The following is a 19,053-nucleotide window of genomic DNA, read 5'->3' on the forward strand; positions in this document are numbered from 1 at the left end:
CCTCCCCAGCCTCGCCGCTCGCTCCGCTCGCGGCGTCCCTCGCGCGCCGCCGAGCGCCCACGGGGCGCTCGCCGGGCGCGCCACCGCACTGCAGCCCGTTTATCAGGAGAGCGTTGCTGCTCTGCTCGACTGTTTATATACTCTGCTGACGGCGACGAATTGCAATACTCACTCCGGAGGTCGGTCGACGAGCATCGTCGTCTCGGTGTCTCATGCGCCAACCGCTCCACCACCCTCCGGCGAACGGGCGCTCGCCGACCCTTTTTCAGGGAACCCCGACCAGCAGACGCACCACGAGGAGGGCGACGGACAGCGCCACCCCGCCGACGATGCCGAGCCAGAGCCCGATGCCCATCGGTGACGCCTCCGCGGCGAACTCCTCAAGCCGGTCACGAACGCCATCCGGCTCGCGGGTGTACTCCAGCGTCGCCTCCGCACAGTAGCCGCACAGCGCGCGCCGCTCGCGCGGGCGCTCGTGCTCGCTCCGGCAGAACGGCAGCCCGTCACAGGAGTACGTCTCCGCGCCGATCCCCACGGGGACGGCATCCTCGGGAACCACCTCCTCCCCGCAGTTGGCACACGTCACCACCTCGTACTCCACGTCGCCGTGCGGGGTCGGCGCCGACCGCGTGCGTGCCTGCGACATGCCCGAGATTGGGGCGGCCGCCGGCAAAAGGGTAGCGGGGCGGTGTCGGCGTCGCGCGCCGGTCGCTACGCTACGCGGCTGAAAAAACGGAGAAAACGGGTTGTGGTCTCCAGCTCAGTCGTCGGCGGGTGCCGCACCGGAGTCGCCGCTGTGCTGCTGTTTGACCCACGAGAGCTTGCCACCGGAGGCGAGGATCTCGCGCTCGCGCTCGGAGGCGTCGAGGTCGGCGGTGAACTCCCACTCGCCGTCGTTGACGCTGACGGTGAACTCCTCGACGCCCTCGGCAACCGCACTGCCGACATCGTCGACGATCTGGATGTCGTCGCCCTGGTCGATCTGCTCGTACGTTTCGGCGTCGATCTCCAGCGGGACGATGCCGAAGTTGAACAGGTTCGCCTTGTGGATGCGGGCGAAGCTCTGTGCGAAGACGGCCTCGATGCCGAGGTACATCGGACAGAGTGCGGCGTGCTCACGCGAGGAGCCCTGACCGTAGTTCTCGCCGGCGACGAGAACGCCCTCACCGGCTGCCTTGGCGCGGTCAGCGAACGTGTCGTCGACGCGCGAGAGGGTGAACTCCGAGAGCTTCTCGATGTTCGAGCGGAACTTCAGGATGTCCGCGGTGGCCGGGATGATGTGGTCGGTGGTGATGTTGTCCTCCATCTTGAGGAGCGCTTCACCGCCGATGTCGGCCTCCAGCGCGTCCCGCAGCGGCACGTCGCCGATGTTGGGGCCCTTGATCAGCTCGTCGTCGATCGCCTCGTCGGGCGTGATGATGTCGGGGTCGTCCTGGCCCATACCGGGACCGTAGCTCTCGCCCATCTCGAGGCCGGGCGCCTCCAGGTCGCCGAGCTCGTCGGCGAGGTCACGCGGGTCGACGATCTCGCCGGCGATGGCGGCCGCGGTGGCGACCTCGGGCGAGCAGAGGAAGACGGAGTCGTCCTCGATGCCGGAGCGACCCTCGAAGTTGCGGTTGAAGGTGCGCAGCGAGACGGAGTCGGAGGCGGGCACGTGGCCGATGCCGATACAGGCACCACACGTCGCCTCGGAGAAGTTGACGCCGGCCGCCATCATCTCCGCGGTCCAGCCCTCGCGGGCTAGCATCTCGGAGGCCTGCTTGGAGCCCGGTGCGACGATCATCTCGGTGTGTTTCGCGACCTCGCGACCCTCGAGCATCTTCGCGCCGGGGAGGATGTCCTCGTAGGCGCCGTTCGTACAGGAGCCGATGATGACCTGCTCGACCTCGGTACCCTCGAACTCGCTGACGGGGGCGACGTTGTCGGGCATCGACGGCGCGGCCACGAGCGGCTCGAGCTCGTCGAGCTCGACGGTGATCGTCTCGGCGTACTCCGCGTCCGCGTCGGGCTGGAGGTCGACGTACTCGTCCTCGCGGCCCTGCTTGGCGAGCCACTCTTCCGTCTTCTCGTCGGTCGCGAAGATGGAGGAAGTGGCGCCGAGCTCGGTGCCGAGGTTGGTGATCGTCGTCCGCTCGGGGATCGTGAGGTTCTCCGCGCCGGAACCGGTGTACTCGAACACCTTGCCGACGCCGCCTTTCACGGTCAGCTCACCGAGCAGGTGGAGCGCGATGTCCTTCGCCGTCGCCCATTCGGGGAGCTCCCCTTCGAGCTGGACGTTGACGACCTCGGGCATCTCGACGTAGTAGGCGCCGCCGCCCATCGCGACGGCGATGTCGAGGCCGCCGACGCCGATCGCCAGCTGGCCGAGCCCGCCGGGCGTCGGGGTGTGCGAGTCCGAGCCGAGGAGGGTCTTGCCGGGCGCCGCGAAGTTCTCCTTGTGGACCTGGTGGCAGATGCCGTTGCCGGGCCGGGAGAAGTAGGCGCCGAACGAACCGGCCGCCGAGCGGAGGAAGCGGTGGTCGTCCGTGTTCTTGAAGTCGAACTGGTACGTCTGGTGGTCACAGTACTGCGCGGCGAGCTCCGTCTGGACCTCGTCCATCTCGAGGGCCTCGAACTGGAGCCACACCATCGTCCCCGTCGTGTCCTGTGTGAGCACCTGGTCGATCTCGATGCCGATCTCCTCGCCGGGCGTCAGCTCGCCCTCGACGAGATGCTCATCGAGGATCTTCTCCGTAATCGTCTGTCCCATATCAGCTGAAGATGGCCCCGCCTCGAATATAAATCCCGCGTGTTTTCGTCCGAACGACCGTGTGGAATTCGCCTACGTGCGGCAATTCTTTGTGCGAAATCGGCGTGTTCACATGAGTCATGAAAACGGATCACAATTCAGGTATTGAAGGGTGTAGTGCATCCTTTCACGGTGGGTCGTCCCACGACGAACACGAACGGTTTTGGCGGCGGCCGTGGGACCATCGGTATGTTCGAATCCGGGGCGTACGTGGCCGCCGCGCTGGAGGCCGCCGGCGCCGACCTCGACGACGAGCAGGTGCAGCCGAACGGCGTCGACCTCACGCTCGGAGCCGTCTTCCAGCAGACCGAGCCGGGCGCGATCACCCGCGAGGGAAAACACGTCGCCGAGCGCACGGAGCTGACGACCACGAACGACACCTACCGGCTCGAACGCGGCAGCTACGTCGTCCGCTACGGCGAGCCGGTCGGGATCCCCGACGAGCACGTCGGCTTCGTCTACCCGCGGTCCAGTCTCCTGCGCAACTCCTGTATGCTCAACACCGCCGTCTGGGACGCCGGCTACGAGGGCGTGGGTGAGGGGCTGCTTCGTGTCGGCTACCCGATCGAGCTGGAGCCCGGCGCCCGTATCGCCCAGATCGTTCTCGCGCACGCGGAGCACGAGGAGACGTACGACGGCGACTATCAGGGAGAACGACTGTAGTGCCAGATCAAACGTCCAAACACCTCGCGTCGCCGTGTCACCGGACCGACTAAATCGGCTGCCGCGTGAGGTGAGGTATGCGCACGCCACTCGGTAGGCTCGACGGCACGACCGTGCCGACACTCATCGTCGCCGTCGTGGTGATGCTGTTGGCCGTGGCCAACTATTTCACAGGGGAACGACTCCGTGCGGCGGTGCTCGTGCTGCTGGCAGTCGGGTTATTGCTGTTTTCGATGCGACGCGGTGCCGAGTAGTAGTCCACTCCCGAAACCGTCCCTGACGTTACGCCTCGAACCCGCGCTCGACGCCCGCCTCGTCGAGCACGCGCTCGGCGTGTCGCGTCGCGCGGGCGCGAACCGCCGCGGCGTCGATGCCGACGTGCTCGCCGTCGTCGTAGACCACGTCGCCGTCGACCATCGTGAACTCCACGTCGTCGCCGTGGGTGGCGTACACGAGGTGTGAGAGCGGGTCGTGGAGCGGGGTCGCCCGCGTCTTGTCCGTCGTGAGGCCGATCACGTCGGCGCGGTAGCCCGGCTCCAGCTTCCCGAGGCGTTCGAAGCCGGCAGCACGGGCGCCGTTGACCGTCGCCATCTCCAGCACCGTCTCCGCGGGGAGCCGCGTCGGGTCGAGCGCGTCCACTTTCCCGAGCAGGCTGGCTTGGCGCATCTCCGTGAACGGGTCGAGCGTGTTGTTGCACGGCGGCCCGTCGTTGCCGAGCGCGACGGTGATGCCCCGGTCGAGGTAGTCCTGTATCGGGGCGATCCCCGAGGCGAGCTTCATGTTCGAGGAGGGGCAGTGGGTGACGACGGTGTCGGTGTCCGCGAGCACCTCGCGTTCGGCCTCGTCCGTGTGCACGCAGTGGGCGAGCGTCACGTCCGGACCGGTGATCCCCACCTCGTCGAGCCAGAGCACGTTCCGCATCCCGGTGTCCGTCTCGACGGCGGCGATCTCGTCGGCGTTCTCGCTCGCGTGCGTGTGGATCCGCACGCCGTCGTGGCGGTCGACGATCTCCCGACACCCGCGAAGGCACTCCTCCGTACAGGAGACGGCGAATCGGGGCGTGACGGCGTAGCGCACGCGCCCGTCGGCCGCGCCGTGATACTCGCGGATCAGCGACTCCGTCTCGGCGAGCGCGGCGTCCGTCTCCTCGATCAGCCCCTCGGGCGACTCCTTGTCCATCAGCACCTTGCCGAGCCGTCCCCGGATCCCGGTGTCGACGGCGGCCTCGAACGCCTCCGCGGCGTGGTTCACCGAAAGGTGGTCGAGCACGGTCGTGGTTCCCGACTCCAGGCATTCGAGGTAGCCGAGCTCGGCGGCCGCGCGCGTCGCCTCGGCGTCCATCGCCGCCTCCATGGGGAGGACGGCGTCGAACAACCAGTCGAGGAGGGCGGTGTCGTCGGCCACCCCGCGCCCGAGCGACTGGACGGAGTGGACGTGCCCGCCGACCAGTCCGGGCGCGACGAGGTCGTGCTCGCGCCGCTCGTGGTCGGGGTACTGCGCTTGCAGGTCGTCGCCGTCGCCGACCGCGACGATCTCGCTCCCCTCGACGACGACCGCGCCGTCGGGGATCACGGTGTCGGGGCCGGCGACGACGGTTCCAGCGATCAACATGTCCGTCCGCTTGTGGCGGCGGTCCGCAAAGAGGGTGTCCGTTCGGCGGCGCGTCGAATGGTGTGTCATTTGGTATCAGTTAAATAGATCTTCTCTCGGTGAGAAACTGTGTTTAAAACAGGTTTCGGCGCCTCAGGCATGCGAATTGCTGGTTCGATGTGGTGTCGATCATATTCCGCAGACTTTTGTGAATGAGGCGAATAGTGCGTCACAGCATGCCAAAGCGTGAACACCTTTCACGGAGGCGATTCCTGACTGCATCGGGCGGCGTCGCGACGGCCGCGGCGGTCGCTGGCTGTTCGAGCCAGGAGCCCGACGACGAGGACGACAACGGTGAGAACGGCGACGACGAGCCTTCGGGTCCGGACCTCGGCGAGCACAACGTCGACAAGGCTCAGGAGGCGTGGGAACGCGTCCAGGCCAACCCCGGACCCGAGGCCGAGGACGTCCGCAATCAGGCCTACGTCGAGATCGAGGAAGCGGTCCGTGACGACATGGTGCTGCTCCCGCTGTATCACGGGCTCACCGAGCGCTTCTCCTACGAGTGGGTCGAGCTGGACTCGATGGGCGCGCTCGGGCTGCACCACCAGACGTACAACGACGTCGAGATCGACACCGACCACGACCAGAAGGACGAGAACGTCCTGTCGCTGATCAACTCGACCATCTCGACGCTCGACCCCATCGCGTCCACCGACACCGCGTCCGCGACGCTGCTTAGCCAGCTGTACGAGGGGCTCACCACGTACCCGGCGGGCGTCGCCGAGGTCGAGAACCAGCTGCTTGAAGAGGTCGAGATCTCCGAGGACTCCGAGACGTACACCTTCCACATCAACGAGGACGCCGAGTTCCACGACGGCACCGACCTCACCGCCGGCGACTTCAAGTACGCGTGGCGCCGCCTCGCGGAGTCGCCGTCGAGCCAGCGCGCGAGTTTCCTGCTCGACGCCGGCACCGGCGTCGGTATCACCTACGAGACCGACGAGGACGAGGGCGTCGGTCCGCGTAACGTCGTGCCGGACTCCGAGGGTATCGAGGTCATCGACGACCACACCTTCGAGATCGAACTGCAGAGCCCCAACCCGGCCGTACTCGAGATCGTCACGTACGACTCCTTCGCGGCCGTTCCCGAAGGCTACGTCGACGACCTGCCGGACTACGACGGCGAGATCTCCCAGGAGGACTTCGCGACGGAAGATCCCAACGGCACCGGTCCCTTCGAGTTCGACGAGTGGGTCCCGGACTCCGAGGCGCGCGTCGAGCGCTTCGACGCCTTCCACGGCTCGCAGGCGAACGTCGAGGCCGTCGAGTGGAACGTCATCGAGGACGCCGACGCCATCTGGACGGTCATCACGGAGCGCAACGTCGACGCGTTCGAGATCCCCACCGCCTTCTACGACCGCGAGCTCGTCGACGCCGAGACGGACGACCGCCAGCGCGACATCGGCGAGTACGGCCCGATCGAGAACGGCGACATGCTGAACTACGTCGGCGTGCCGGACATCGCGACGTACTACTTCGGCTTCAACGTCGCCCAGACGGACCGCGCGGCCCGGAAGGCGTTCGCCCACCTGATGGACCACGAGGAGCTCGTCCAGGAGGTCTTCGAGGGCCGCGGTACCGAGGCGTTCAGCTTCACGCCGCCGGCGATCTGGCCCGAGGAGACGATGCCGTACGACGACTGGGTCGACCAGTGGCCCTACGGCGTCAACGAGACCCAGCGTGAGGAGGCCCGCGAGATCATGGAGGGTTCCGGCTACGACGACGACGACCCCTACGAGCTGACGCTCACCACCTATCAGGACCCGACGTTCCAGGACGCCGGCCGCCTCGTCCGTGACAAGGCTGCCGGGATCGGGCTGGACATCGACCTCGAGGAGGCGCAGTTCAACACGCTGCAGAGCCGCGGTGAGGACGGCGACCTCCAGGCGTACTCGCTCGGCTGGGTGTGGAGCTGGACGGACATCGCGTACGGCATGTTCGGCTTCGAGCCCGCCAACACGGACACGGACCTGCTCCCCGAGGAAGCGGACGGCTACTACCTCGACTGGGAAGCGGCCCGCGACGAGTAACGACTCGTCGATCGACGACCGTTCGAACCGCGGGGCGCGTCGTCCACGACCACGCGGTTTGCTTTTTGGGTTCGACAAGCGGCGCGGCTGTGCTCCCACTACAAGCCGTTATGGATCGGGGTAAATATTAGGCTCCACGTTAAGGGTGGGACAGACGGAATCGCAAGCATATGCTACGACAACGGTACACAAACGACCGGCTATGAGCCGCTGGCACTACTTCTTCAAGCGGCTCCTGTTGACCGTCCCCGTCCTCTTCCTCGTGATGACGATCATCTTCGTCGCACTGCGGATGGGCCCCATCGACCCGGTGTCGGCGATCCTGGGTCCCGAGGGGACCGGAGGGGACGCGGCGGCGCTCCGCCAGCAACTCGGCTTGGACCAGCCGCTGTGGCGGCAGTACATCGACTTCATGATCAACCTGATCACCTTCGACCTCGGTCAGTCGTGGGTGATCCACCGGGGCCGGACCGTTGAGGAGCTCGTGATGATCTTCGCGCCGCGGACGCTCTGGCTCGGCTTCTGGGCCATCCTGCTGCCGCTTTTCATCGGCATCCCGCTCGGCTTCTACGCCGGCCTCAACCCCAACAGCTGGGGCGACTACGTCGCCTCCTTCGGCGGAATCGTCTGGCTGGCCATGCCCAACTTCTGGCTGGCGATCATGCTTCTGACGATCCTCCGGCGCACCGACGGCGGCGGGTTCCTCGGCTTCGACTGGTACGAGATCGGGCCGTCGGTCGACAGCCTGATCGGCACGCCCCCGCTGGATTTCATCGCCCCGGGTGAGGGAAGCGTGGTTCTCGGCATCGGGATCCCGATCGACTTGGGGACGCTCGCGGTCGCGATCAAGATGACCATCCCGCCGGCGCTGGTGCTCGGCTCCGCCTCCATGGCGACCGAGCTCCGGATCGGCCGGACGGCGATCCTCGAGACGATCAACTCGAACTACGTGGAGACGGCGAAGGCGAAGGGGCTCCCCAACCGGCTCATCGTCTGGAAACACGTGTTCCGGAACGCGCTGATCCCGCTCGTACCGGTGATCACCAACGAGGCCTTCCTGCTCATCGGCGGGTCGGTCATCGTCGAGGTGATCTTCGGGATCAACGGGCTCGGCGCGCTGTTCTTCAACGCGGCGGTGCAGGGCGACCTGCCGCTCGCGGGCGCGCTCCTGTTCATTTTCACGCTGGTGATCATTCTGATGAACATCTTCCAGGACCTCCTGTACACGATACTCGACCCGCGTGTGGGGTACGACACATGAACGACACCGACACACCCACGACGGACACCGCCACACCCACGACGGACACCGACCGGGCGGCTGACCTCGACCGCTCGCTGCGCGACCGAGTTGCGGAGAACCCCCGACCGGCAGCGCTCTGGCTCGGCGGACTCGCGCTGTTGCTCGTCGTCGAACTCGGTCGCATCGCCGGCGCGACGGTTCGCATCGGCGAGCTGACCCGCTGGGCGCTCGCCCGAATCGCCGAGCTCCCCGGCCAGGTCGAGATGAACGTCGCGGCAAGCGCCGGGATCGTCGGCGGCATGGTCGGCTTCACGGTCACCGCGCTCGTGCTGCTGCTGGTCGCCGCCGCGGTGGTGAAGTCCGTTCTCGTCCCGGTCTCGCTCGTCTCCCTGCTCGGGATCGAGCAGGGGCGGGACGTGGACGAGCTCGTCGAGCGGCTGCTCATCGCCGGCACGCTCGGCGTCGGCGCCGCACTCGTCGTCTACACGCCGGTCGGCGCCGTCCTCGACATGCTGGTCGCCATGTTCACGCAGGCGTTGGAGACGATCTCCTCGCTGAACACGCTCACCAGCCGGGAGTTCATCTCGAACGAGGGCCACCGGCTGCCGGAGGGCGGCTGGGAGGGGACCTTCCTGGGCCTCTCGCCGGCGTGGGCGTGGGCGCTTCGCGTGGTCGTCATCTACGCGTACGCGTTCGCGCTGCTCGCGTGGCTGTGGAAGGGGTACAACGTCTACCGCGACCACTACCGCGAGGCGGACTGGACGCCGCGTGACGACGTGATCAACCGGTTCAGCAGCCACTACTGGGGGCTGCTCGGCCTCTCCATCGTCTTCGCGTTCGTCGTGATGGCCATCTGGGCACCGTCGCTCGGCGCCGCGGCGGTCGAACACAACATCTACCAGCCGTACGAGTACGAGTTCTCCTACCTCGGGGACGACGGCGAAGTGCAGTCGATCGCCCACGGGTCGGCGAACCTGCAGGTGCGCTCGGACGGGTCGGCCTCGACGGTCGGCCCGCTGAGCTACGACGCGTTCGACCGCTGGGCCCCGCTCGGCACCACCGTCGACGGCCAGGACATGATGACGTTCCTCGTGTTCGGCGCGCGGACGTCGCTCGTGATCGGCCTCATCGCCATCGGGCTCGGCACGGCCATCGCGCTTGCGCTGTCGCTGATCACGGCCTACTACAAGGGCGTCGTCGACGCGCTGACGGTGATCGTCTCCGACACGATCATCTCCATCCCGGCGTTCCTGTTCGTGCTGTTGTTGTCCGTGCTGTTCCAGCAGGCCAACCATCCGGTCGCGGAGGTGTACGACGGCGGCCTGCTGTTGGCGCTCATCTTCGCCGCGGTGTACTGGCCGGGGATGTGGCGTTCGATACGTGGCCCCTCGCTGCAGGTGGCCGAGGAGGAGTGGGTCGACGCCGCGAGAAGCTTCGGCCAGTCGCCCGGCGCGACGATGCGCAAGCACATGGCGCCGTACATCGCAACCTACATCATGATCTACTCGTCGCTGCTGTTGGGAAGCATCATCATCGCGACGGCCGCCCTCTCGTTCCTCGGGCTGGGGATCAACCCCCCGACCCCCGAGTGGGGGCGGATCGTCTCCGAAGGACGCTCGTACGTCTCGACGCAGGCGTGGCACGTCTCCACGCTGCCGGGGCTGCTGATCGTGGCGGTCGTCACCGGCTTCAACGCCTTCGGTGACGGGGTCCGCGACGCCATCGACCCCGAAAGCGACGTCGACACCGATACCGCGGCCGCAGGGGGTGGTGGCGGATGAGCGACGTGAGCGACGACCCGATCCTCTCCGTTCGGAACCTGCGGACGGCGTTCTTCACGGACAAGGAGACGATCCGGGCGGTCGACGGCGTCAACTTCGACGTGACGCCCGGCGAGACCGTCGGCGTCGTCGGCGAGTCCGGCTCCGGAAAGAGCGTCACGGCGCGCTCGATCATGGGGCTCGTCGACTCGCCGGGTCGCGTGCTCGACGGGTCGAGCATTCGCTTCACACACGTCCCGACGGTTCGGGAGTTCGCCGAGCGCTTCTCGGGCCACACGGCCGACCTCTCGGCGCTGGACGAGGAGCCGGCGGCGATGTTCGACCGTCCGGACATCGACGCCACGCCGGCAACGTTCGGCTACGAGGACGCCGCGGCGGCCACCGTCGGCGACTTCGTCGCCGCCGGCTACGGCGAGGCGCTCGGCGTGGCCGACGACGACTACGTGATCGTCACCGAGGGGAACCCCAGCGACCCCGACACCATCGAGGAGGGGTACGTGGAGATCACCCGCCTCGAAGGAGAGTCCGCCCGCGCGATGCGCGGCGGCAAGATCGCGATGGTGTTCCAGGACCCGCTCACCAGCCTCAACCCGGTGTACACGGTGGGCAACCAGATCAAGGAGTCGCTGCGGCTCCACCAGGGACTTCGCGGACAGGAGGCGACCCGCGAGGCGATCGACCTGCTGGAGGCGGTCGGGATCCCCGACGCGCGCCGGCGGGTCGGCGAGTATCCCCACCAGTTCTCGGGCGGGATGCGCCAGCGCGCCGTCATCGCGATGGCGCTGGCGTGTGACCCCGAAGTGCTGATCTGTGACGAGCCGACGACGGCGCTCGACGTGACGATCCAGGCGCAGATCCTCGAACTCCTCGAGGAGCTGCAGGAGACGCGCGACCTCGGCATCCTGTTCATTACCCACGACATGGGCGTCATCGCCAACGTCACCGACCGGGTGAACGTGATGTACGCCGGCGAGCTCGTCGAACAGGCCGACGTGGAGACGCTGTTTGCGAACCCGAAGCACCCGTACACGCAGGGACTGCTCCGGTCGATCCCCGGCACACAGAGCGGCGACAGGCTGGAGACGATGTCCGGAAACGTCCCGACGCCGAACGAGCCGGCGACGTACTGCCGGTTCGCTCCACGCTGTCCGGAGGCGTTCGGCGACTGCGAGTCCGTCCATCCGGAGCTGACGCCGGTCAGCGAAGAGACCGACGAGGACGACGACCACCGGGCGGCGTGTCTCCTCTATCCTGAGGGCGCCGACCGGGCGGACGCGGTCGCCCGGCACGCCAAGCGGGGTGCGGACGGCGACCCGACGGGCCGCGCCGAAACCGACGGAGGTGAAAGCCGATGAGCCAGACCACACCACCATCGACCGACGAGGCTGAACCGGCCGACGAGGAGACGCTCTGGGAGGTACGCGGCCTCAAGACGTACTACGACGAGGGGGGACTCCTCGGCGGCGACCCCGTCAAAGCGGTCGACGGCGTCGACTTCGACATCAAGAAGGGGGAGACCCTGGGACTGGTCGGCGAGTCCGGCTGCGGGAAGACGACGCTCGGGCGCACCCTGCTCCGACTGGAGTCGCCCACGGGCGGCGAGATGCGGTACAACGACCGCGACGTGATGGAGCTGTCCGGCAAGGAGCTCCACGCCTGGCGGCGCAACGCCCAGATGGTGTATCAGGATCCAGACTCCAGTCTCAACGACCGGATGACGGTCGGCGAGATCGTCCGCGAGCCGCTCGACGTTCACGAGTGGGGGACGCCGAGCGAGCGCAAAGAGCGCGTTCGTGACCTGCTGGAAACGGTGGGACTTCAGCCCGAGCACTACTTCCGTTACCCCCACCAGTTCTCCGGCGGGCAGCGCCAGCGGATCAACATCGCGCGAACGCTGACGCTGGAGCCGGACTTCATCGTGCTCGACGAGCCCACCTCGGCGCTCGACGTGTCGGTGCAGGCCGAGGTGATCAACCTGCTGGAGGACCTCCAAAACGAGTTCGGGCTCACCTACCTGTTCATCGCGCACGACCTCTCGGTCGTTCGGCACCTCTGTGACCGGGTTGCGGTGATGTACCTCGGCAACGTGATGGAGATCGGCCCGACCGAGCAGCTGTTCGAGAATCCGGCGAACCCGTACACGCACGCGCTGTTGTCCGCGATCCCGGAGCCGGACCCGACGGCGAGCGACGAGCGGATCACGCTTCGGGGGACGCCCCCGAACCCGCGGCATCCGCCACGCGGCTGCCCGTTCAGCACCCGCTGTCCGGTGCGGATCCGTCCGGACGCCTACGAGAACCTCGACAACGAGCTGTGGGGGCGCATCAACGTTCTTCGGGAGGTCACTCACGAGCGAATGCGAACGAACAAGTCCGTCACCGAGCGGATCGGCGAGCTGCTCGGCCGCGAGCCCGCGTTCGGCACCGTCGACGAGGTGTACGACGAGCTGTTCGGCGACGTGGCCGTGCCGCCGGAGGTCGAGTCCGTCCTCGACGACGTGGCCGACGAGCTCCGCGACAACGACGAAGCGGGCGCCATCGAGGCGCTCGACGCCGAGTTCGGCGGGATCTGTGAGGGGTACGACCCCGACGGTGACGAGAGCCGCGAGCCCGTCGAGCCCGACTACCACGTCGTCGACGAGACGGGGCGCAAGAGCCTCTGTCACCGCCACGACGCAGAGTATCGCGACCCCGACACGGTCATCGAACAGCGTCACAACTGACCGGCTACACTGACCTCCGCCCTGACACTCCACGCGGACACACCACACCGACACCCCACGCGGACACACCACACCGACACACCACGCTGACACACCACACCGACACACCACGCTGACACACCACACCGACACACCACGCTGACACACCACACCGACACACCATGTCCACGCGCCGCCATCTCGTTGATCGCATCAGGGTCGCCGCGCTCGTCTGTGCGGACGCGGCCTCCTACGTGCTGGTGGTGACGACGGGCGTGACGCTGCTCGCGGTGTCGCTGTCGCTTGCGGCCGGCTACGGCATGGTCGGCGCCAAGACGCTGCTGTTCCTGATCGGCTTCGTGCTGCTGGGGTACGCCACGCTCAAGCTCTGGCCCTCCTCCATCGACGACGTTCGCGACGAGCGCTCCGGGCGGTCACTGCCCGCCGTCGAGCGCTCGCGAATGAGCCGGATCGCCGCACGCGTACCGCCGGCGCGTTGGCTGCCGGCGCCGGACCCGACCCGTCGGCTCTCGCCGAGCGGGAAGCTGTTCTGGACGGCCGTCGCCGTGCTCGCCGTCTCGCTGTACATGGAGGTCGGGCTCGGCATCGTCTGATCGACCGTCGTACGGACCGACCGTCGTACGTGAGGGCTTAATGTCTGGAGGTCCGATAGCCGGTATGGAACCGAACGGGCCGCAGCCCGCCGGCACTGGACCCGCCGGCGAGGCCGTCAGCGAGGCGTGGACGCGGACGAACGACGAGCGCGAGGCGATCGCCGCCGAGCGCCGCGAGGAGGGCTGGGAGGTCGCGTCGATTCCGACGGTACAGACCTCGACGCCCAGCCGCGCGGAGCGCGACCCCGAGCGCTTCGGGCTCGCACACGTGATCCCGGACAACTACGCCGACGAGTTCAGCGAGGCGTACGAGGCCGGCGAGTTCTCGGAGTACCTGGTGTACTTCAACACCGTCCACAACTCCGCGTTCCTCGTCGTCGAGCATATGGACCCCGACGCGAAGATCGCCATCGTGCTCTCGGCACACTACGACATTCGACACGCACAGGGGATGGTGCGGTCGGCCATCAACGAGGGCCGGATCCACACCTACGCGAAGACGATCAACGGCACGGAGCTCGGCGAGTTCACCCACGAGGAGTACCGGCCCTTTATCCCCGACCCCGCGAAGTTCGACGCCGACATGCCGTCCCCGGACGAGACGGCGTAGAACGCCGGCGGTCGCTCGACTCGCCTTTTGAGGGACCGCACCGTGACCCTCGAATAGCGCCACGTAGTGCTCGATAGTGGGAGTGGGTGTGGTACGTGGTTGGAGGTGGCGTTTATAAGTGGGACGTTGGTGGGGTTGTGGTTCGTTTATAACCAGAGATTGTCCGGTGAGTCGCTGGTGCGACGCTGGTGAGAACCGCCTGCAAAGCCCCAGCCGGCTCCGGTCGAGGGTTCCGGAAGACGTTCCGGCTCGCTTCGCTCGCGGGCTGCGACTTCCGTCGTCCCGCTCGTAGACTCGCGGGACGCTCGCTGCGCGCTTATCAGGACGTCTCTCTGCACCGCCCGACGCCCTGATAAGTGCTTACGTCGCCCGTCGTCCCGGACCACGGGCGAGACGGTCGGAGCCGTCTCGCTGTTTCCCGCCTGCGGCGGGAACGGCTGCCCCTTTGAGTCCCACCCCGCACAGCGACCGCACCTCACACCTCCCCAGCCTCGGTCGACGGCGGCCGCGGGACCGCAACGCCGCGGCCGCCGCCGACCTCCCTCGCGCGCCGGCTCGCGCCCACTGGGCGCTCTCCGGGCGCGCCACCGCACCGCACCCCATTTATAAGGCGTGCGTCGCCGCCGCTCTCGACCGTTTATATACCAGTTCGCCGGCGACGATCTGCAACATCCACTCCCGAGGTCACTTATCGAAGGTCCTGTTTTGACGACCGTTTCGCCTCGTTTCACACGTGAGCTCGCCGCGAGAAGCCGGGCCGGGAGGGATTCGAACCACGGGAAGACGGTCCGGAGTGCTCGCTTCGCTGCGCTCCCGGGCTGCGACTTCTCTCGTTCGAATCCCTCCCTCTTTCGAGACCTGTCGCTCGCGACGTTGCTCGCGACAGGAAACGGGCCGGGAGGGATTCGAACCCCCGACCGTCCGGTTAAAAGCCGGACGCTCTCCCTAACTGAGCTACCGGCCCGCATCCCCTCGTAAACGGAGCCGCCCCATAAGCGTTTAGAAACCCGGCGCCCGCCGGCGACCCGAAACGTTAGGCGGTCCCCCCACGTCGCGCCAGCCATGAGCTTCGACTCCCGCGAGTTCGCGGACCGCCTCTGCGGATTCCGGTCGACCGCTGGCGAGGAGACGGCGGTCGCCGAGTGGCTCCGAGACCGACTGGCCGAGCTGGGCTTCGAACCGTACGTCTGGGATGCGGATGCCGAGCTGCTCGCCGGCCACCCCTCCTTCCCCGACGACCCGGCCGAGATGGCGACGGCGGGCCGGCGGAGCGCCGCCGGCGTGCTCGCACTCGGTGATGCGGACCCGGCCGGGGGCGACGACTACCCCACCATCGTCCTCAACGGCCACCTCGACGTGGTGCCCGCGGAAGCCGAGTGGGAGAGCGGCGACCCCTTTGAGCCCGTTCGACGGGGTGGGCCGGGCGGACTGAATGGCGAGCCCTCCGACGCCCCCGAGACGCTCACCGCGCGCGGCGCCGCGGACATGAAGTGCGGGGTCACCGCCTGCGTCGGCGCGGCTCTCGACGTGCGCGAGGCGGTCGAAACGGGCGACGCGGCGGTCGACTGCCGGATCGTCGTCGAGGGCGTGGCCGGCGAGGAGGACGGCGGCTACGGCGCGGCGACCGCCGCGCTCGACAACCCGTACCCCTTCGAGCGGGACGCCGCGATCGTCGCGGAGCCCACCTCGCTCCGGCCGGTCGTCGCCACGCAGGGGAGTTTGATGGCACGGCTTCGGATCGAGGGGCGGAGCGCGCACGCGGCCACCCGCTGGCGCGGCGAGGACGTGCTCCCGCGGTTCGAGCGGATCCGCGAGGCGTTCATGACGCTGGAAACGGAGCGCGGCGAGGCGGTCACCCACCCACTGTACGAGGCGTTCCCCGTCGCGTGGCCGGTCGTCTGTGGCACCGTCGAGGCGGGGTCGTGGGCGTCGACGGTACCCGCCGAGCTGACCGCGGAGTTCCGGATCGGCGTCGCCCCCGGCGAGACCGTCCGCGAGGTGGAGGCCGCCTTCCGCGAGCGGCTGGCGAACGTCGTCGCGAATGACCCGTGGCTCCGTGAGCATCCGCCGGCGTTCGAGCGCTTCTCCGTGCAGTTCGAGCCCGCCGAGGTCCCGCCGGACGCACCCGTCGTCGAGGCGGTCCGCGCGGGCATGGCCGACGCCGGGCTCCCCGATGCCGAGCCCGAGGGAGCCACCTACGGCGCCGACTCACGCCACTACATCGCGGCAGGGATTCCGACCGTCCTCTTCGGGCCGGGCGACATCGAGGAGGCGCACTATCCTGACGAGACGATCGCGTGGAACGAGGTCGAATCGGCGCGCGACGCGCTCGCCAGTGCGGTCGTGCGCTACGCGAACGCCTTTTGACGGCCCGGTCAGTCGTCCTCGGCGAAGTGGGTGTCGAGCGCCTCCCCGACGACGACGCCGGGGTCGACGTTCCGCATCGAGGCGCGCCGACGGAGTTCGACGTACACCCCCGGTGGAAGCTGCATGGTGAGCTGGCCGAGCTCGACACCCTCTGCCCGGAGGGCGTCCTCGACGGAGGTGCCGTCGTTGACGGCGGAGGCGACGGAGCGCACCTGTCGAACGGTGAGGTCGGCGTCGAGCGCGGCCCACGCCAGCAGATAGCGGTCCTCGCCGCCGACGCGCGCGACGTGCTTGGCGGCGCTCGGCGCGATGTGACCGCGCGCGACGTGGCGGCGGATCGCCTGCGGGAGGTCGTGCACCCGGGCCCACTTGCGGATGAAGGAGACGGAGACCCCGTCGCCGGCGCGCTCGGCGGCGGCCTTGTACGACCCCACGCCGCGAACCAGCGCCGCACAGGCCGCGGCTCCCCGGAGCATCAACACGTGGTCGTCGCCGGCAACGTCACCCGTGGCAAATCGAGCGACCGTCTCGGCCGCCTCCGCGAGGCTCTCTGGGTCGTCGGGGTCGAACCCGACGGCCTCGGATGCGCGCTCGCCGGTGACTTCGGGGTCCGCACGAACAACCGGCTCGCCGACGGGCGAGCGGCGGTCGGCCCGTGACTCGTCGTCCATACGACCGCTTCGACAGCGCCCTACATAAGCGGCAGGCACCGGGGCAGGTATCGCGGACGACGGTGACGGGGACGCGGCAGCGTACCGGTGGTCGTCGAGAGCACGCCGCGAGCGCGGCGAGCAGCTCATCCGTCCGTGACCGAGCACGAGCACGCACGCCCGGTGGCGTTCCGGATCGGACTGTCGCCCTGCGCTACGACGACAGCTCCACCCGCTCGCCGAGCGCCGGCGCGCTCGCGTCGAGCCCGTCGGCCCGGAGTCGCTCGGCGAACCCCGCGGTGTCGTCGCCGTGGACGGGCAGGATCTCGGCGTCGTCGTACTCGTCCAGAAATTCCCGCAACCCCTCACGGTCGGCGTGCGCGGAGAAGTCGAACAGGTCCGTGCGGGCGGCGACCGGGACGACGCCCTCGTTCAGCTCGCAGCGCCCACGATCGAGCAGGTTGCGTCCCGGCGTCCCCTCCACCTGGTAGCCCGTCAGCGTCACCGCGTTCGTCGGGTTCTGTCGGATCAGCGGGAGGTACGTCATCACGGGGCCGCCTGACACCATTCCGGAGGTGGTGACGACGAGCGCGTTCTCGTCGGCGATCCGCTTGCGCTGGCCGTCGCGGCCGCTCACCTCGCGGGCGCCGCCCGCGGCCCGCCGGAGCGAGTCGGGGTCCCGGACGAACTCGGGGTACTGCCGGAGCATGCGTGTCACCTCGACGCCCATCCCGTCGACGTACGGGGTGATGTCGTGTGCCTCTGCGACGAGCAGCAGCTCCTGTGTCCGGCCGATGGCGAACGCGGGCGCGACGACGGTGCCGCCCTCCCACATCGTGGTCCGTACGCGCTCGACCCACTCGCGCTCGACGCGGGCGCGGTCCTCGTGGCTCACGTCGGCGTAGGTGCTCTCGCAGATCACGACATCCGCGTCGGGGCGCGCCGTCGACCCCGCCACCAGACGCTGGTCGTCGGTGTGGAAGTCGCCGGTGTACAGCAGCCGCGTGTCCCCGTCGTCGACGAGGACGTGCGCGCTCCCGGGGATGTGGCCGGCGTTGTAAAAGGTCACCTCGTAGGTCGTGTCCCCCGCCTCGACCTGAAACGGCTCGTCGTAGCCGTGGCGCACTTCCACCTCGCCAAGTCGCTGGACGTGTTCGGCACCAAAGGGGCACAGTGGGCTGTTGCCGTGGAGTTTGAGCGTGTCACGGGCCAGCGTCCGCGCGAGTTCGGCGGTCGGCGGCGTCCAGTGGATCTGCGGCCGGCGGTCGCCTTTTAAAAGGGCGGGCACCGCGCCGGCGTGGTCGAGATGACCGTGCGAGACGACGACGGCGTCGGGCTCGGGCGTCTCGACGGGGTACTGCGGCGGGTCGGCCGACTTGATGCCGAAGTCCAGCAGGAGCTCGTCGTCGACGAGCACCGCGCTCCGCCCGACCTCGCCGGCGCCACCCAGAAACTCGACCTCCATTGGGGGGTCGTAGCCGGCGCGGGCGTTAGTGCTCGTCGGTCGGGGCTGGAACGGCGGAGTGGTCCTTCGGCGGGTGGCTCCGTTGAAAGCCTTAGAGAGGAACACGTTCGTCCTACTTCGGTCAGTCCAAGATCCACGATGAACGACTCCGGGAGTAGGTGTATCACGTGGGCGGGTGCGGCGTTTATAAGTTGGACGTTGGTGGTGTTGTTCTCCTTTTATAAGCAGAGGTTGGCCGGTGAGTTGCAGGTGCGACGCTGGTGAGGACCGCCGGCAAAGCCCCAGCCAGCTCCGGTCGAGGGCCTCGCTGCGCGCTCAAAAGGGCTCGCAGTGCTCGCCCTTTTGAGTGCTTACGTCGGCCGTCTTCCCGGAGCTGGCTGCCCCTTTGAGTCCCGCCCCGCACCACACAGCGACCGCACCTCACGCCTCCCCAGCCTCGTCGTCGCCTGCGGCGACGACTCCCTCGCGCGCCGGCGAGCACCCGCTGG

The 19,053-nt window shown here is 68.2% G+C and carries 15 protein-coding genes and 1 tRNA gene; 10 read left to right on the top strand and 6 right to left on the bottom strand.

All coding sequences use genetic code 11. From position 1 onward, the window contains the following. Window positions 1–265 precede the first annotated feature (265 nt). Window positions 266–646: a hypothetical protein gene (locus ACYQ07_RS10990; RefSeq protein ID WP_459881407.1), complete on the bottom strand. Its 381-nt coding sequence runs from the start codon at window positions 644–646 to the stop codon at window positions 266–268. Window positions 647–760: 114 nt separating this feature from the next. Further along, window positions 761–2,749 carry an aconitate hydratase gene (locus ACYQ07_RS10995; protein WP_459881410.1) on the bottom strand — a complete coding sequence of 663 codons (1,989 nt, stop codon included), beginning with the start codon at window positions 2,747–2,749 and terminating at the stop codon, window positions 761–763. Window positions 2,750–2,977: 228 nt separating this feature from the next. Here ACYQ07_RS10995 and ACYQ07_RS11000 point away from each other — a divergent pair, with 228 nt between their 5' ends. Then, window positions 2,978–3,451, top strand: coding sequence for a deoxyuridine 5'-triphosphate nucleotidohydrolase (locus ACYQ07_RS11000; RefSeq protein WP_459881413.1), 474 nt, complete (start codon window positions 2,978–2,980; stop codon window positions 3,449–3,451). Window positions 3,452–3,528: 77 nt separating this feature from the next. Further along, window positions 3,529–3,705 (top strand): hypothetical protein, encoded by a 177-nt coding sequence (locus ACYQ07_RS11005; RefSeq protein WP_459881416.1) that lies wholly within the window; start codon window positions 3,529–3,531, stop codon window positions 3,703–3,705. A gap of 28 nt (window positions 3,706–3,733) precedes the next feature. On the opposite strand, the gene ACYQ07_RS11010 is transcribed toward ACYQ07_RS11005, so the two are convergent. After that, the gene (locus ACYQ07_RS11010; RefSeq protein ID WP_459883052.1) at window positions 3,734–5,062 is read right to left on the bottom strand and encodes a 5'-deoxyadenosine deaminase; all 1,329 of its coding nucleotides are present in this window, start codon (window positions 5,060–5,062) and stop codon (window positions 3,734–3,736) included. A gap of 215 nt (window positions 5,063–5,277) precedes the next feature. Between ACYQ07_RS11010 and ACYQ07_RS11015 the strand changes: the two genes are divergently transcribed. The 7 genes from ACYQ07_RS11015 to ACYQ07_RS11045 all read left to right on the top strand — a co-directional run bounded on the left by ACYQ07_RS11015 (window position 5,278) and on the right by ACYQ07_RS11045 (window position 14,083). Beyond that, window positions 5,278–7,134 (top strand): ABC transporter substrate-binding protein, encoded by a 1,857-nt coding sequence (locus ACYQ07_RS11015; RefSeq protein WP_459881419.1) that lies wholly within the window; start codon window positions 5,278–5,280, stop codon window positions 7,132–7,134. A 202-nt stretch (window positions 7,135–7,336) separates the two neighbouring features. Beyond that, window positions 7,337–8,395, top strand: coding sequence for an ABC transporter permease (locus ACYQ07_RS11020; protein WP_459881422.1), 1,059 nt, complete (start codon window positions 7,337–7,339; stop codon window positions 8,393–8,395). Next, entirely contained in the window at window positions 8,392–10,158 is a 1,767-nt protein-coding gene (locus ACYQ07_RS11025; RefSeq protein ID WP_459881425.1) for an ABC transporter permease, read from the top strand. The genes ACYQ07_RS11020 and ACYQ07_RS11025 overlap by 4 nt, the downstream gene beginning before the upstream one ends. Next, window positions 10,155–11,513: an ABC transporter ATP-binding protein gene (locus ACYQ07_RS11030; RefSeq protein WP_459881428.1), complete on the top strand. Its 1,359-nt coding sequence runs from the start codon at window positions 10,155–10,157 to the stop codon at window positions 11,511–11,513. The genes ACYQ07_RS11025 and ACYQ07_RS11030 overlap by 4 nt, the downstream gene beginning before the upstream one ends. Beyond that, window positions 11,510–12,880, top strand: coding sequence for an ABC transporter ATP-binding protein (locus ACYQ07_RS11035; RefSeq protein WP_459881431.1), 1,371 nt, complete (start codon window positions 11,510–11,512; stop codon window positions 12,878–12,880). Before ACYQ07_RS11030 ends, ACYQ07_RS11035 begins: the two co-directional genes overlap by 4 nt. Before the next feature lie 161 nt (window positions 12,881–13,041). Further along, window positions 13,042–13,473 carry a DUF7555 family protein gene (locus tag ACYQ07_RS11040; RefSeq protein WP_459881434.1) on the top strand — a complete coding sequence of 144 codons (432 nt, stop codon included), beginning with the start codon at window positions 13,042–13,044 and terminating at the stop codon, window positions 13,471–13,473. A 64-nt stretch (window positions 13,474–13,537) separates the two neighbouring features. Then, the gene (locus tag ACYQ07_RS11045) at window positions 13,538–14,083 is read left to right on the top strand and encodes a DUF7529 family protein (RefSeq protein ID WP_459881437.1); all 546 of its coding nucleotides are present in this window, start codon (window positions 13,538–13,540) and stop codon (window positions 14,081–14,083) included. A gap of 890 nt (window positions 14,084–14,973) precedes the next feature. On the opposite strand, the gene ACYQ07_RS11050 is transcribed toward ACYQ07_RS11045, so the two are convergent. After that, a tRNA-Lys gene (locus tag ACYQ07_RS11050) sits at window positions 14,974–15,047 on the bottom strand. A 98-nt stretch (window positions 15,048–15,145) separates the two neighbouring features. Here ACYQ07_RS11050 and ACYQ07_RS11055 point away from each other — a divergent pair. Continuing rightward, entirely contained in the window at window positions 15,146–16,450 is a 1,305-nt protein-coding gene (locus tag ACYQ07_RS11055) for a M20 family metallopeptidase (RefSeq protein WP_459881440.1), read from the top strand. Between the two features lie 8 nt (window positions 16,451–16,458). Here the strand turns inward: ACYQ07_RS11055 and ACYQ07_RS11060 are convergent, their stop codons facing one another. Both ACYQ07_RS11060 and ACYQ07_RS11065 read right to left on the bottom strand, forming a co-directional pair. Beyond that, window positions 16,459–17,121 carry a DUF7119 family protein gene (locus ACYQ07_RS11060; RefSeq protein WP_459881443.1) on the bottom strand — a complete coding sequence of 221 codons (663 nt, stop codon included), beginning with the start codon at window positions 17,119–17,121 and terminating at the stop codon, window positions 16,459–16,461. A 193-nt stretch (window positions 17,122–17,314) separates the two neighbouring features. Further along, complete coding sequence (locus ACYQ07_RS11065; RefSeq protein WP_459881446.1) at window positions 17,315–18,565, bottom strand: MBL fold metallo-hydrolase; 1,251 nt, start codon at window positions 18,563–18,565, stop codon at window positions 17,315–17,317. Window positions 18,566–19,053 lie beyond the last annotated feature (488 nt).

The sequence above is a fragment of the Halorubrum gandharaense genome (assembly GCF_054654575.1).